13 protein-coding genes are annotated in these 13,802 nt (G+C 60.5%); all 13 read left to right on the top strand.

Annotation, left to right across the window (positions count from 1 at the left end; all coding sequences use genetic code 11):
• A partial coding sequence (locus WB402_RS08520) for a DNA gyrase C-terminal beta-propeller domain-containing protein (RefSeq protein ID WP_424206871.1) occupies positions 1 to 1,046 on the top strand: 1,046 nt, incomplete at its 5' end.
• A gap of 41 nt (positions 1,047 to 1,087) precedes the next feature.
• Positions 1,088 to 2,173 (top strand): 3-phosphoserine/phosphohydroxythreonine transaminase, encoded by a 1,086-nt coding sequence (serC, locus tag WB402_RS08525; protein WP_424206873.1) that lies wholly within the window; start codon positions 1,088 to 1,090, stop codon positions 2,171 to 2,173.
• Between the two features lie 151 nt (positions 2,174 to 2,324).
• Complete coding sequence (locus tag WB402_RS08530) at positions 2,325 to 3,488, top strand: 3-phosphoglycerate dehydrogenase family protein (RefSeq protein WP_424206875.1); 1,164 nt, start codon at positions 2,325 to 2,327, stop codon at positions 3,486 to 3,488.
• A 4-nt stretch (positions 3,489 to 3,492) separates the two neighbouring features.
• Positions 3,493 to 4,596, top strand: coding sequence for a prephenate dehydratase (gene pheA / locus WB402_RS08535; protein ID WP_424206877.1), 1,104 nt, complete (start codon positions 3,493 to 3,495; stop codon positions 4,594 to 4,596).
• A 5-nt stretch (positions 4,597 to 4,601) separates the two neighbouring features.
• Positions 4,602 to 5,708: a histidinol-phosphate transaminase gene (hisC, locus tag WB402_RS08540; RefSeq protein ID WP_424206879.1), complete on the top strand. Its 1,107-nt coding sequence runs from the start codon at positions 4,602 to 4,604 to the stop codon at positions 5,706 to 5,708.
• A complete protein-coding gene (locus WB402_RS08545; protein ID WP_424206881.1) occupies positions 5,698 to 6,573 on the top strand; it encodes a prephenate dehydrogenase in 876 nt (291 codons plus the stop codon). The genes hisC and WB402_RS08545 overlap by 11 nt, the downstream gene beginning before the upstream one ends.
• Before the next feature lie 85 nt (positions 6,574 to 6,658).
• Positions 6,659 to 7,978 (top strand): 3-phosphoshikimate 1-carboxyvinyltransferase, encoded by a 1,320-nt coding sequence (gene aroA / locus WB402_RS08550; protein ID WP_424206883.1) that lies wholly within the window; start codon positions 6,659 to 6,661, stop codon positions 7,976 to 7,978.
• Positions 7,975 to 8,670, top strand: coding sequence for a (d)CMP kinase (gene cmk / locus WB402_RS08555; RefSeq protein ID WP_424206885.1), 696 nt, complete (start codon positions 7,975 to 7,977; stop codon positions 8,668 to 8,670). The genes aroA and cmk overlap by 4 nt, the downstream gene beginning before the upstream one ends.
• Positions 8,671 to 8,794: 124 nt before the next feature.
• Positions 8,795 to 10,480 carry a 30S ribosomal protein S1 gene (rpsA, locus tag WB402_RS08560; protein ID WP_424206887.1) on the top strand — a complete coding sequence of 562 codons (1,686 nt, stop codon included), beginning with the start codon at positions 8,795 to 8,797 and terminating at the stop codon, positions 10,478 to 10,480.
• A 271-nt stretch (positions 10,481 to 10,751) separates the two neighbouring features.
• Positions 10,752 to 11,039: an integration host factor subunit beta gene (locus WB402_RS08565; protein ID WP_096360346.1), complete on the top strand. Its 288-nt coding sequence runs from the start codon at positions 10,752 to 10,754 to the stop codon at positions 11,037 to 11,039.
• Between the two features lie 336 nt (positions 11,040 to 11,375).
• Complete coding sequence (locus WB402_RS08570) at positions 11,376 to 11,672, top strand: LapA family protein (protein WP_424206889.1); 297 nt, start codon at positions 11,376 to 11,378, stop codon at positions 11,670 to 11,672.
• Positions 11,673 to 11,831: 159 nt separating this feature from the next.
• A complete protein-coding gene (lapB, locus tag WB402_RS08575) occupies positions 11,832 to 12,992 on the top strand; it encodes a lipopolysaccharide assembly protein LapB (RefSeq protein WP_424206891.1) in 1,161 nt (386 codons plus the stop codon).
• Complete coding sequence (pyrF, locus tag WB402_RS08580; protein ID WP_424206893.1) at positions 12,993 to 13,691, top strand: orotidine-5'-phosphate decarboxylase; 699 nt, start codon at positions 12,993 to 12,995, stop codon at positions 13,689 to 13,691.
• Positions 13,692 to 13,802 lie beyond the last annotated feature (111 nt).

The raw sequence follows: 13,802 nt of genomic DNA on the forward strand, positions 1-13,802 counted from the left end.
GCGACGAACTGATTGCGATCCGCGACCAGTACGGCGACAAGCGCCGCACCGAGATCGTGCAGAACCGCGTGAGCCTGTCGATGGAGGATTTGATTGCCGACGAGGACGTGGTCGTGACCATGTCGCACGCCGGTTATATTAAATCCCAACCGCTGACCGCCTACCGTGCGCAGCGCCGCGGTGGCCGCGGCAAGACCGCGACCAGCATGAAAGAAGAGGATTTCGTGGACAAGCTGCTGATCGCCAGTACCCACGCCACGATCCTGTGCTTTACCAGCCTCGGCAAGGTGTACTGGAAGAAAGTCTACGAAATTCCCCAGGCCGGGCGCGGCGCGCGTGGCAAGCCGATCGTGAACCTGCTGTCACTCGACGAGGGCGAGCACGTCAGCGCCATTCTGCCGGTGAAGGATTTCGCGCAGGGCGGTTACGTGTTCATGGCCACGTCCGACGGCACGGTGAAGAAGACCGAGCTCACGGAATTTACCCGTCCGCGTTCCAATGGCATCCGTGCAATCGAACTCAAATCGGGCAACCGCCTCGTCGGCGTCGGCCTCACCAGCGGCACGTGCGACATTCTGCTGTTCAGCGATGCCGGCAAAGTGGTGCGCTTCACGGAAGAAGACGTGCGTCCCATGGGTCGCACCGCGCGTGGCGTACGCGGCATCATGCTGCAGAAGGACCAGTCGGTTATCGCGCTCATTATCGCCTGCCCGGATGCGGTCAGCAGTGCCACCACGGTGCTGACGGCGACGAAGAACGGTTACGGCAAACGCACGCCGCTCGAGGATTATCCGAAACATCGCCGCGGTGGCCAGGGCGTGATCTCGATTCAGGTCAGCGAACGCAACGGTTCCGTGATCAGCGCCTGTGTGGTCGGCGACGAGGATCAGGCGATGCTGATCACCAGCGGCGGCACATTGATCCGCACGCGCGTAAAGGAAATTTCCATCGTCGGACGCAACACCCAGGGCGTCACTCTGATTGGGCTTGAAGAGGGTGAGCATCTCGCCGGTCTCGAGCGGGTGGCGGAATCCGAAGACGAGTAAACGTTTTTATCATCCAAAGCATGACAAGGTGAATTGATCCCATGACACGAATATTCAATTTCAGTGCGGGCCCGGCGGTGTTGCCGGAGGAAGTTTTGAAGCAGGCGCAGGCAGAATTGCTCGACTGGAACGGCAGCGGCATGTCGGTGATGGAGATGAGTCATCGCGGCAAGGAGTTCATCGCCATCGCCGAGAAGGCCGAGGCTGATCTGCGCGCGCTCATGAACATCCCGGCGAACTACAAGGTGCTGTTCCTGCAAGGCGGGGCCTCGGCGCAGTTCGCCATGGTGCCGATGAATCTGCTGCGCGGCAAGAAATCCGCCGATTACGTCAACACCGGTGAGTGGTCGAAGAAGGCCATCAAGGAGGCGAAGAAATTCGGCGGCGTGAACGTTGCCGCCACTGCCGAGCCGACCAATTTCACCACCGCACCGCCGCAGAAGGACTGGAAGCTCGACCCCGACGCGGCCTACGTGCACTACACGCCGAACGAAACCATCGGCGGCGTGGAATTCAGCTTCGTGCCGGAAACGGGCAGCGTGCCGCTGGTGGCGGACATGTCCTCGACGATACTGTCGCGTCCGGTCGACGTGACGAAATTCGCTTTGATTTACGCCGGGGCGCAGAAGAACATTGGCCCGGCCGGACTGACGATCGTGATCGTGCGCGAGGATATGATCGGCGGTGCGGCGGCCAACACGCCCTCGATGTTCGATTACAAGATTCACACCGATAACGGCTCGATGTACAACACACCGCCGACCTACGCGTGGTACATCGCCGGCCTGATATTCGAGATGCTGCTGAAAAAGGGTGGGCTCAAGGCCATGGCCGAGGTCAACCAGCGCAAGGCCGCGAAGCTCTACGCCTACATCGATTCGACCGGCGGCTTCTACAAGAACCCTGTTGAGAAGCAGAGCCGCTCGTGGATGAACGTGCCGTTCACGCTCAAGGACGCGGCGCTAGACGAACCCTTCCTCAAGGGCACGAAGGCGGCGGGCCTGGTGCAGCTCAAGGGGCACCGCTCGGTCGGCGGCATGCGCGCGAGCATCTACAACGCCATGCCCGAAGCCGGCGTGGACGCGCTGATCGCTTACATGCAGGACTTTATGAAAAAGAATGGATGAACCGCCAAGAGTGAGGCAGCACGAATGTTCGGTGAACATTCGTGCTGCCGAACGAATGTAACGGATTTCATAGCGCCTTGGGCCGTAACAAAACAATAAACTTGGCGTCCCTGCGGTAAAAATTAATTATCGAGAAGCCAGGATTGGAATAATGTTCAAGATTCAGACACTCAACAACATTTCTCCGCTCGGGTTGGCGCGCCTGCCGAAGGAGCAGTTTCAGGTTTCCAGCGACGCGAAAGAGCCGGATGCGATCCTGCTGCGTTCCTTCAAGATGCACGACATGGAAATCCCGAAGAGCCTCAAGGCCGTCGGTCGCGCGGGTACGGGCGTGAACAACATCCCGGTCGAGAAACTGACCAGGATGGGCATCCCGGTATTCAACGCGCCCGGCGCCAACGCCAACGCGGTGAAGGAACTGGTGCTCGCGGGCATGTTGCTCGCCTGTCGTCATATCGGTCCGGCGTGGGAATTTACGCGCGGGCTTTCCGGCACCGACCCCGAGATCAGCAAGGCGGTGGAAGCCGGCAAGAAGAATTTCGCGGGCTTCGAACTGCCCGGCCGCACGCTGGCGGTTATCGGCCTCGGCGCCATCGGGCGCAACGTCGCCAACATAGGTCTAACACTGGGCATGAAGGTGATCGGCTTCGATCCGGGGCTGACCGTCGAGGGCGCGTGGCAGTTGTCTTCCGACGTGAAGAAGGCGAACAGCGTGGACGAGGCGCTGCGTGCCGCCGACTTCGTGACCTTCCACGTGCCGTTCATGGAATCGACGAAGAATCTTGTCAACGCCGAACGCCTCAAGCTCATGAAGGACGGCGTCATCATTCTCAACTTCGCGCGCGAGGGGATCGTGGACGATGCCGCTGTCAGCGACGCGATCAAGCTCGGCAAGGTGTACGGTTACGTCTCCGACTTCCCGAGCATCCTGCTCAATAACCACGAGCGCGTGATCACCTTGCCACACCTGGGCGCCTCGACCGCCGAGGCCGAGGATAACTGCGCGATCATGGTGGCGGAGCAGGTGAAGGATTTCCTGACCAACGGCAACATACGCTACAGCGTGAACTTTCCCGACGTGGCGCCAGCGCGCGAGACAGCCTACCGCCTGGTCGTGGCCAATTCCAATGTGCCGAACATGCTCGGCCTGATCTCCGAAACCCTGGGCCAGGCCAAGCTCAACATCCATGACATGGTCAACCGCTCGCGCGGCGATTACGCGTACACCGTGGTGGACCTCGACAGCCCGATACCGGATGATGTGCGTCTGAAGGTGGCGGGTATCGGCGGCGTGCTGATGGCGCGCATCATTTGAGGCTATGGGCAAAAAAGGCAAAAATGGCGGACCCGCGGCGCAGATAAAAATCCTGCGCGAAAAAATCGACGCGCTGGACGTCAAACTCCAGTCGCTGATCAACGAGCGCGCGCGGCTGGCGCTGGAAGTTGCCGAAACCAAGCAGCAGGAAGGCATCAACAACTTCTACCGGCCGGAACGCGAGGCCGAGGTGCTACGCAACGTCATGGCGCGTCACCAGGGCCCGCTGTCCGCAGAGGCCATGGCGCGGCTGTTCCGCGAGATCATGTCCGCCTGCCTGGCGCTCGAATCGCGCCTGCGTGTCGCGTTTCTCGGACCCGAGGGGACGTTCACGCAGGAGGCGGCGCTCAAGCACTTCGGTCGCTTTGTCGAAACCGCGCCGCTCGCAGCGATCGACGAGGTGTTCCGCGAGGTGGAGTCCGGCAGCGCCCAGTTCGGTCTGGTGCCGGTGGAGAACTCCACCGAGGGCGTGATCAATCACACGCTCGACATGTTCATTACCTCGCCGCTCAAGATCTGCGGCGAGGTGGAGCTGCGCATTCACCATCATTTGCTCGGCAAGGGCAATGACATCAAGGCGGCCCGGCGCGTGGTGTCGCACCAGCAGTCGCTGGCCCAGTGCCGCGAGTGGCTGGACGCCAACCTGCCCGGCGTCGAACGCACGACGGTGGCGAGCAACGCCGAGGCGGCGCGCATGGCGGCGGTGGATGTCGGCACCATGGCGATTGCCGGCGATTCAGCGGCGCGTCTTTATGACCTCAAGATGTTCGCCTCCAATATCGAGGACAGTCCTGACAACACCACGCGCTTCCTTGTGATCGGCACGCTCGAGACCGCGCCGAGCGGCAATGACAAGACCAGCCTGCTGTTATCCAGCCGCAACCGGCCCGGCGCACTGCAACGGCTGCTCGCGCCGCTCGCCAAGAACCGCATCAATATGACGCGCATTGAATCGCGTCCGTCGCGTCAGAGCATGTGGGAGTATGTATTTTTCATCGACATCGACGGTCACGTGAAGGATCGCAAGCTGGCCAAGGCGCTGGACGAGCTGGAGAAGGAGGCGGCATTCCTGAAGCGGCTCGGTTCCTATCCCAAGGCGGTACTGTGACGTCGATGGCGGCGGACATCCTGCGCCTGGCGATTCCCGGTGTGCAGGGGCTCTCGCCCTACCAGCCGGGCAAGCCGATCGAGGAACTCGAGCGCGAGTACGGCGTCACCAATGCCATCAAGCTCGCGAGCAATGAGAATCCTCTCGGTCCGAGCCCGCGTGCGCTGGAAGCGGCGCGCCAGGCCTTGCGCGATATCCATCGTTATCCCGACGGCAACGGTTATGCGCTGAAACAGGCGCTGGCCCGCAAGCTCAGCGTCGCACCCGGTAACATCACGCTCGGCAACGGTTCCAACGACATCCTCGAGCTGCTGGCGCGCGCCTTCGTGCAGCCCGAGAATGAAGTCGTGTTCTCCGAGCATGCGTTCGCGGTTTATCCCATCGTGACGCGCGCGGTCGGCGCCCAACCCGTCATCACGAAAGCCAAAAACTGGGGCCATGACCTCGCGGCCATGCGCGCCGCGGTGAATGCGCGTACGCGCCTGGTATTCATCGCCAATCCCAACAATCCCACCGGCACCTGGCTCGCCGCCGGGGAGCTCGAGGCGTTCATCCAGTCCATGCCGGCGCATGTGCTGGTGGCGGTGGACGAGGCGTACTTCGAGTACGTCAACGAAGCGGCTTATCCGAACACCATCGCCTGGATCGGCAAGTACCCGAATCTGGTCACGACGCGGACCTTTTCCAAGGCCTACGGCCTGGCCGGGCTGCGCGTGGGTTATGCCGTCTCCAGTCCGGAGATGGCCGACGTGCTCAACCGCGTGCGCCAGCCATTCAACGTGAACAGCGTCGCGCTCGCCGCGGCCAGCGCGGCCCTGGGCGACGAAATGCACGTGGCGCGCGCCGCCCAGGTCAATCGCGAGGGCATGCAGTTGCTCTCCGGAGCATTCAACTCGTTGGGGCTCAAGTTCATTCCATCGGCTGGCAATTTCGTGTGCGTGGATTTCGGCCGTCCGGCTGCCCCGGTTTACGAAGGACTGCTACGCGCCGGCGTGATCGTGCGCCCGGTGGCCAATTACGGCATGCCGAATCATCTGCGCATTACCATCGGCCGGCCCGAGGAAAACCTGCGCTTCATCACGGCACTGAAGCAGGTTATGCATGATCAATAAAATCTGCATTGTCGGCATCGGACTGATCGGCGGTTCGCTGGCGCGTGCGCTGCGCGTGTTGGGCTATGCGCACGAAATCGTTGGCTACGGCCGCAGCGTCGGTAATCTGCAGCAGGCGGTCGAACTCGGCGTGATCGATCGCGCGGAAGTCTCGCTGACCGACGCCGTGCGCCATGTCGACATGGTGGTGCTGGCGGTACCGGTGGGCTGCATGGTGGAAATTTTCGGCGAGATCGGACCGGCACTGACGGATCAAACGGTCGTGACCGACGTGGGCAGTGTCAAAGGCAGCGTGATCGAGGCGGCGCGCCATGCACTTGGCAAGCGCTTCGCGAACTTCGTGCCGGGACATCCCCTGGCCGGGACCGAACAATCGGGTCTGACGGCATCGCAGGCGGATCTGTTCCAGGGGCGGCGCGTGATCCTGTCGCCGGAACCGGAGACCGACGCTACCGCGACGGCGAGCGTGCGTGCCATGTGGGAGGCGGTGGGCGCCGAGGTGGCGACACTCTCCGCCGTGGATCATGACCGCATCCTCGCGGTGAGCAGCCACCTGCCGCACATGCTGGCCTATTGCCTGGTGGACATGGTGGTGCGGCATGACGATCATCGCGCGATTCTTGAATGCGCCGCGGGCGGTTTCCGCGATATCACGCGTATCGCGGGGAGCGACCCGGTGATGTGGCGCGACATCTGCCTGGCGAACCGGGATGCGCTGCTGGTGGCGCTGCGACAATACCACGACGATCTCGGCGCGCTGACGGCGGCCATCGAGAAGGGCGACGGCAAGTGGTTGTGTGAAACCTTCACGCGTGCCAAGCATACGCGCGCCGCCTTGAACAAGAAGTACGATGTGCAGGCCTAGTGTAGATTCCGGGACGTCTCGTTGCCGCTTTTTCCGCGTGACTGACCCAGAAAATCCTGTCGATTCTGTTTCCGGATAATTAACCGTGAGCAAGAACGTTGACTATATAGTACAGCCCGGCGGCAAGCTGACCGGACGCGTCCGCGTGCCGGGTGACAAATCCATTTCCCACCGCTCGGTGATGCTCGGCGCGCTCGCCGAGGGCACGACGCGTGTGACCGGTCTGCTCGAAGGCGAAGACGTGCTTTCGACGCTGGGCGCGTTCCGCGCCTTGGGTGCGCGCGCCGAGGGGCCGGACCACGGCAAGCTGGTCATTCACGGCGTCGGTCTGCACGGATTGAAAGCCCCGAAACAGGCGCTCGATATGGGCAATTCCGGCACCGCCATGCGGCTCATGGCCGGCATCCTCGTGGGCCAGGCGTTCGATTCCGAATTGATTGGCGATGAATCGCTGAGCAAGCGTCCCATGAAGCGCGTGTCCGATCCGCTCGGCGCCATGGGCGCAGCGATCGCCACCGCCGAGGGCGGGCGCCCGCCATTGCGGATCGCGGGCGGCCGGAAATTACACGGGATCGATTACCAGATGCCGGTGGCCAGTGCCCAGGTGAAATCCTGCCTGCTGCTCGCCGGCCTGTATGCCGAGGGCGAGACGTCCGTCACCGAGCCCGCGCCCACGCGCGATCACACCGAACGCATGCTGCGCGGTTTCGGTTACGCCGTGAAGACGCAGGGTGCGCGCGTCAGCGTGCAAGGCGGCGGCCGGCTCAAGGCTTGCGACATCGATGTCCCCGCGGATGTTTCCTCGGCGACGTTCTTTCTCGTTGGCGCCAGTATTGCGCCGGATTCCGACATTGTGCTCGAGCATGTCGGCATTAATCCCACGCGCATCGGTGTGATCAATATCCTCAAGCTCATGGGCGCGAATCTGGAGCTGCTGAATCCGCGCGAAGCCGGTGGCGAACCAGTTACCGATATCCGAGTGCGTGCGACCAACTTGCGCGGCATTCGCATCCCCGAGGACCAGGTGCCGCTCGCCATCGACGAATTCCCGGCGCTGTTTATCGCCGCCGCCTGCGCGCAGGGCGAAACCGTGCTGACCGGCGCACACGAACTGCGCGTGAAGGAATCGGATCGTATCGCGGTGATGGCCCAGGGCCTGAAGCATCTTGGCATCGACGCGCGTGAAACGCCGGATGGCATTGTCATTCAGGGCGGCCGATTGCAGGGCGGGGAGATCGACAGCCACGGCGATCATCGCATCGCCATGTCATTCGCCATGGCCGCGCTGGCGGCCTCCGGCCCCGTCACGGTGCGCGACTGCAAGAACGTGGATACCTCGTTCCCGGGTTTTGCCGAGCTTGCTGCCCATGTCGGACTGGCAGTCAAAGTACAACGCGGTAAATGAACCACACGCCCTCAATCCCGGTCTTGACGATTGACGGCCCGAGCGGCTCCGGCAAGGGGACAGTCGGGCAACTGCTCGCGCAACGGTTGGGTTGGCATTTTCTCGATAGCGGTGCGCTTTACCGGGCATTGGGTGTCGCCGCCAACCGGGCGGAGGTCGATCTTGGCGACAAGGCGGCGCTGGCGCGATTGGCCATGACCATGGATATCCATTTTCGGCCCAGGTCAGGCGGCGATGTGGTGGATGTGCTGCTGAATGGCGAGGAAGTCGGCGACCGGTTGCGGACCGAGGAAAGCGGAAGGCGGGCCTCGATCCTGGCCGCCATTCCGGAGATCCGCCTGGCATTGTTGCAGAAACAGCACTCTTTTCGTCAGCCCCCCGGGCTGGTGGCGGATGGCCGGGACATGGGGAGCGCCGTGTTTCCCGACGCCATACTTAAGGTATATCTCACCGCGACCCCCGAAGTACGCGCCGAGAGGCGCTATAAACAGTTGAAGGACAAGGGATTCGATGTTAACCTTCGCCGGCTTTTGGACGAGATCCGTGAGCGCGATGCACGCGACGCCGGGCGGGAGGCTTCTCCGCTCAAGCCCGCAAACGATGCGTGTATTCTGGATACCTCTCAGCTCGACATTTCCGGGGTAGTTGAGCGTGTCTATGGCCTGCTGCGGGAGCGGCATCGGCCGGGGTAACCATGCCTTTCCAGAGTTCGGAAGGGGCGTCTGGATCTCTTACGATCAACCTGACCCGAGTAACCAGAGTCGCTACATGACAGCCATGGCCTTTGCTGCCGGCGATCGGAACCTATCTAAACCTATGACCGAAAGTTTCGCGCAATTATTCGAAGAGAGTCTCAATAAAATCCAACTGAAATCCGGTGAGTTGATTACCGGTGAGGTGGTCCATGTCGATGATAACGTGGTGGTGGTCAACGCCGGACTGAAGTCCGAAGCCGTGATCCCCGTCGCTGAATTCCAGGACGCCCGCGGTGAAGTGACCGTCAAGGTCGGAGACCGCGTGGAAGTCGTGATCGAAATGCTGGAAGACGGTACCGGCGAAACCCGTCTGTCACGCGAAAAAGCCTGCCGCGCCAAGGCATGGGAAGACCTCGAGAAGGCCTTCGAAGTGCAATCCGTCGTCACCGGCGTCATGACCGGCAAGGTAAAAGGCGGTTACACCGTCGCCATGAACACCATCCGCGCCTTTCTCCCCAGCTCTCTGGTCGACGTACGTCCCGTCCGCGACCCCAGCTACCTCGAGGGCAAGGAACTCGAATTCAAAGTCATCAAAATCGACCGCAAACGCAACAACGTGGTGGTTTCGCGCCGCGCCGTGGTTGAAAAAGAAATCTCCGCCGAACGCGAAGCGCTTCTGTCGGGCCTGGAAGAGGGCCAGACGGTCAAGGGCGTGGTCAAGAACCTCACCGATTACGGTGCGTTCATCGATCTGGGCGGCATTGATGGCTTGCTGCATATCACCGATCTCGCATGGAAGCGCGTGAAACATCCGGGCGAAGTGCTCAAGATCGGCGATGAAATCGAAGCCAAGGTGTTGCGCTACGATCGCGAACGCAACCGCGTCTCGCTCGGCCTCAAGCAGCTCGGCGATGATCCGTGGGTGGACATCCAGCGCCGTTATCCGGAAGGCACGCGCCTGTTCGGCAAGGTCACCAACATCACCGATTACGGCGCGTTCGTCGAAATCGAGCCGGGCGTGGAAGGCCTGGTGCACGTTTCCGAAATGGACTGGACCAACAAGAACATCCATCCGACCAAGGTCGTGCAGTTGGGCGACGAGGTTGAGGTGATGATTCTCGATATCGACACTGAGCGCCGCCGCATATCGCTGGGCATGAAGCAGTGCCAGCCGAATCCGTGGGAAGAGTTCGCCTCCAATCACAACAAGAATGACAAGATCAGCGGCAAGATCAAATCCATCACCGACTTCGGCATTTTCGTCGGCCTGGAAGGCGGCATCGACGGCCTGATCCATTTGTCCGATCTCTCCTGGGCCATGCCAGGCGAAGAGGCCGTTCACAATTACAAGAAGGGCGACGAGATCGAGGCCATGATCCTCGCCGTCGATCCCGAGCGCGAGCGTATTTCGCTTGGCGTGAAGCAACTCGAAGGCGATCCGTTTACGAGCTATGTGACAGCCCATGGCAAGGGCGCCATTGTGAAAGGCACGGTGACGAGCGTCGAGGCCAAGGGCGCGGTCATTAAACTCGCCGACGAGATAGAAGGATATTTGCGTGCCTCCGATATAGCGCGCGATCGCATCGAGGACGCGCGTTCCGCATTGAAGGACGGCGACAGCGTCGAGGCCAAGATTGTCACGATCGACCGCAAGAATCGCAAAATCTCGCTCTCCATCCGGGCCAAGGACATGGAGGAGGAGAACGAGGCGGTGCAGGAGTATGCCCGTAAAGGGGGCGCGGCCACCTCTTCCCTGGGTGACAAACTCAAGGAAAAGCTTGGGGGCCATGACAGCTCCGACGCCTGAACCACGTCTTCCGGCGGGAAAAGCATCGGTTTTTTGCAGGGGCGAGGCGGTGGTTTCGGTAGTACCGGCGCGGGCTGCCGCTAGCCGCCAGATCCCGAGGCGGCTATTCTGAAGACAGGAGTAGTGCCCAGAAAACACGGTTTATTGCGGCTAACTGCGCCGATTGCCGAAGGGGCATACGCTTCGGGCGCGGGGCGCTAGATTTATTTTGGTCGGTACCCCATGAAACTGCTTGATATCTTTCTACTTATTTTCTATAGGTAGAGTGTATATGACAAAATCTGAACTGATCAGCCTGCTCGCGGCCAAGCAACCGCAACTGGACTACCGGGACGTGGAACTGGCGGTCAAAGAACTGCTGGAACAAATGTCCGCCGCGTTGTCCTCCGGCGACCGCATCGAAGTCCGCGGTTTCGGGAGTTTTTCCCTGCATTACCGTCCGCCGCGTACCGGCCGTAACCCCAAAACCGGGGCCGCGGTGCAGGTCCCGGACAAGTTTGTGCCCCATTTCAAACCTGGCAAGGAGCTAAGGGAGCGCGTCAACAACGGTACGGAATGAGCGCATTTGTTTTTCGCGGGACATAAACGGCATGTGGGTCACCCATGTCGTTTTTTTATGACTAAAAAATAAGACAAACCAGCCGCCGGTTCCCGAGGCGGAGGGCGACCCCCGTCCGAATGGCGGTGGCATAGATCTACTTGAACATGTTTGCAGGGTTGTTATTCTCCCGGCCAGGGATCGAAACCACCATGCCGCCGCAATCACGAGAAATCCTCGTATGATTTTCGTTATTGAACCGGCGCACCTGTGCCGCCACGGATGCCAGTCAATGTCAATCGTTGCCTGCCTTCGTGCGAAAACAATCGCGCCGGCTCAATAATCCAAGGAGGCATCATGAAGCGGATTTTTTATACGGTTCTGGCGATTCTGGTTCTGCTCATTGGCATCGCTTTTGCCATTCTGAACAGACAGTCAGTGGAGCTTAATTACTATTTCGGGTTGAAGTGGAGCGGACCGCTGTCGATGGCGTTGCTGGCCGCCTTTGCCTTTGGCGTGGTGGCGGGTTATATCGCCAGCCTTCGAACCGTGGTGCGAATGCAGCGGCAACTGGTTCAGGCGCGCAAGGAAATCCGCCAGATCGAACAGGAAGTCATCAACCTGCGAGCTCTGCCGATTAAAGATGTCATCTAATGAAGGCCTACTTCGTTCGTCTTGTCATATGAATGAAACCCGGCTCCGTTTCATTTCGTACGCCCTGACGACAATGAAGCCCTGCTCGCTTCACTTATTCATTCAGACGATAATGAAGCCCCACTCGCTTCGCTCGTTTGTCCTGACATCATAAATATAATGAACGCCACCGATCTGCTGTGGTTGCTGTTACCTCTGGCGGCTGCTTCCGGCTGGCTCGCGGCGCGGTTCGAACAGAAACGTCATGCCCGGCAATCGTTCGATCTGCCATCGGCCTATTTCAAGGGCCTCAATTTCCTTCTGAACGAACAACCGGACAAGGCGATCGAAGTTTTCATGCGCGTGCTGGAAGTCAATTCGGATACCGTCGAGACACATCTGGCGCTGGGAAATCTTTTTCGCCGCCGGGGCGAAGTCGAGCGCGCCATCCGCATCCACCAGAACCTGATTGCCCGACCCACACTCGACAAGGAGCAACGCAGCCACGCATTGCTGGAGCTGGGCCAGGATTACCTGAAGGCCGGTCTTTTCGATCGCGCTGAAAATCTCTTCCTCGAGCTGGCTGAAATCCGCGCACACGGCGAACAGGCACTGAAGCTCTTGCTGCATATATACCAGCAGGAAAAAGAATGGGAAAAGGCGATTTCCATCACCCGCAAGCTGGCGCGCGCATCCGGCAAAAACCTGGATGAGATGATCGCGCATTTTTACTGCGAACTGGCAGATCACGACTACGCGCGAAAGAACTATTCCGCCGCCCGCGAGCACTTGAAACGCGCGTTCGCGGCCGATGACAAGTGTGTTCGCGCCAGCATGCTGCTCGGTGATATAGCGGCGCAGGAAGGCAAGTACCGTGAGGCGATCGGTGAATGGTGCCGAATCGAGGAACAGGATATACATTACCTCGGCGAGGTGGCCGACCGTATCGCCGCCGGATTCAAGCAATTGAACGATGAGCAGGGACTCTATGATTATTTCCAGGCTTCGCTGCGGCGTCACGGCGGAGTATCGCTGGCGCTGGCTTTCGCGGACGTCATCAGCAATCGCGATGGCGTGCCGGCGGCGGAAAAATTCATCGTGGACTGGCTACGACGAACACCTAACGTACACGGCCTGCACAAACTGCTGGAACTGAATCTGGTCAAGGCAAGCGACTCAGGGCGAAACGATCTTCTGCTGCTGAAAGGCATCATCGAGGATCTGCGCTCACAACACCTCGGCTACGCCTGCGGTCAGTGTGGCTTCAAGGGAAAGGCGTTGCATTGGTTATGTCCCGGATGCAACCGCTGGAACACTATCAAACCGGTGCGGGAGGAGTGAATGGAAAATCCGCGTGTCATCGTCGCCCTGGATTTCCCCGACGCCCATACTGCGCAGACGTTTGCCGAACGGCTTTTACCTGCGCACTGTCGTCTGAAGGTCGGGATGGAACTTTTCACGGCGGCTGGCCCAAAAGTGGTGGAAAACCTCGTGTCGCGCGGATTCGATGTGTTTCTCGATCTCAAATATCACGACATCCCGACGACCGTCGCGCGCGCCTGTACCCAGGCGGCAAGTCTCGGCGTCTGGATGCTGAATGTGCATGTCCTGGGTGGAAAGAAAATGCTGCTGGCGGCGCGCGAGGCGGTTGATCGTCTGGCCCGCCGCCCGTTGCTGATCGGCGTGACGCTGCTGACGAGCCACAGCGCAGACGATGTCGCCGACCTGGGGTGGGAGCGGGACGGTGTGGCACGCCATGTGGAGCGTTTGGCGGGGCTCGCCGAGCTTGTCGGTCTGGACGGCGTCGTTTGCTCACCGCAGGAGACGGTCCAGTTACGCCGTCGTTTCGGCAAGGATTTTCTCCTAGTGACACCCGGCGTGCGTCCGACCGGTGTCGCCACCGACGATCAGAGCCGCACGCGCACGCCGGCCGATGCCGTGGCCGATGGTTCCGATTACTTGGTGATTGGACGGCCGATCACACGGGCGGCGGATCCAGTGGCGGCACTCGCGGCGATCAATCGCGAAATTCAGGCCTAATAAATCCTCCGGATGGGCCGACAATCGACAGTAACGGAAAATGCCCGGATAATAGCGGCCAGTGTTCTCCGGCGCATCCCGAAGCGCGCCTTAAGACCAGGATAAATAAAC

It is taken from the genome of Sulfuricaulis sp., assembly GCF_049587675.1.
Lineage (GTDB): Bacteria > Pseudomonadota > Gammaproteobacteria > Acidiferrobacterales > Sulfurifustaceae > Sulfuricaulis.

What these genes read in the sequence shown, in the direction of transcription:
- serC (WP_424206873.1), top strand. Translation starts at nt 1,088, where the DNA reads ATGACACGAATATTCAATTTCAGTGCGGGCCCGGCGGTGTTGCCGGAG.
- WB402_RS08530 (WP_424206875.1), top strand. Translation starts at nt 2,325, where the DNA reads ATGTTCAAGATTCAGACACTCAACAACATTTCTCCGCTCGGGTTGGCG.
- pheA (WP_424206877.1), top strand. Translation starts at nt 3,493, where the DNA reads ATGGGCAAAAAAGGCAAAAATGGCGGACCCGCGGCGCAGATAAAAATC.
- hisC (WP_424206879.1), top strand. Translation starts at nt 4,602, where the DNA reads ATGGCGGCGGACATCCTGCGCCTGGCGATTCCCGGTGTGCAGGGGCTC.
- WB402_RS08545 (WP_424206881.1), top strand. Translation starts at nt 5,698, where the DNA reads ATGATCAATAAAATCTGCATTGTCGGCATCGGACTGATCGGCGGTTCG.
- cmk (WP_424206885.1), top strand. Translation starts at nt 7,975, where the DNA reads ATGAACCACACGCCCTCAATCCCGGTCTTGACGATTGACGGCCCGAGC.
- rpsA (WP_424206887.1), top strand. Translation starts at nt 8,795, where the DNA reads ATGACCGAAAGTTTCGCGCAATTATTCGAAGAGAGTCTCAATAAAATC.
- WB402_RS08565 (WP_096360346.1), top strand. Translation starts at nt 10,752, where the DNA reads ATGACAAAATCTGAACTGATCAGCCTGCTCGCGGCCAAGCAACCGCAA.
- WB402_RS08570 (WP_424206889.1), top strand. Translation starts at nt 11,376, where the DNA reads ATGAAGCGGATTTTTTATACGGTTCTGGCGATTCTGGTTCTGCTCATT.
- lapB (WP_424206891.1), top strand. Translation starts at nt 11,832, where the DNA reads ATGAACGCCACCGATCTGCTGTGGTTGCTGTTACCTCTGGCGGCTGCT.
- pyrF (WP_424206893.1), top strand. Translation starts at nt 12,993, where the DNA reads ATGGAAAATCCGCGTGTCATCGTCGCCCTGGATTTCCCCGACGCCCAT.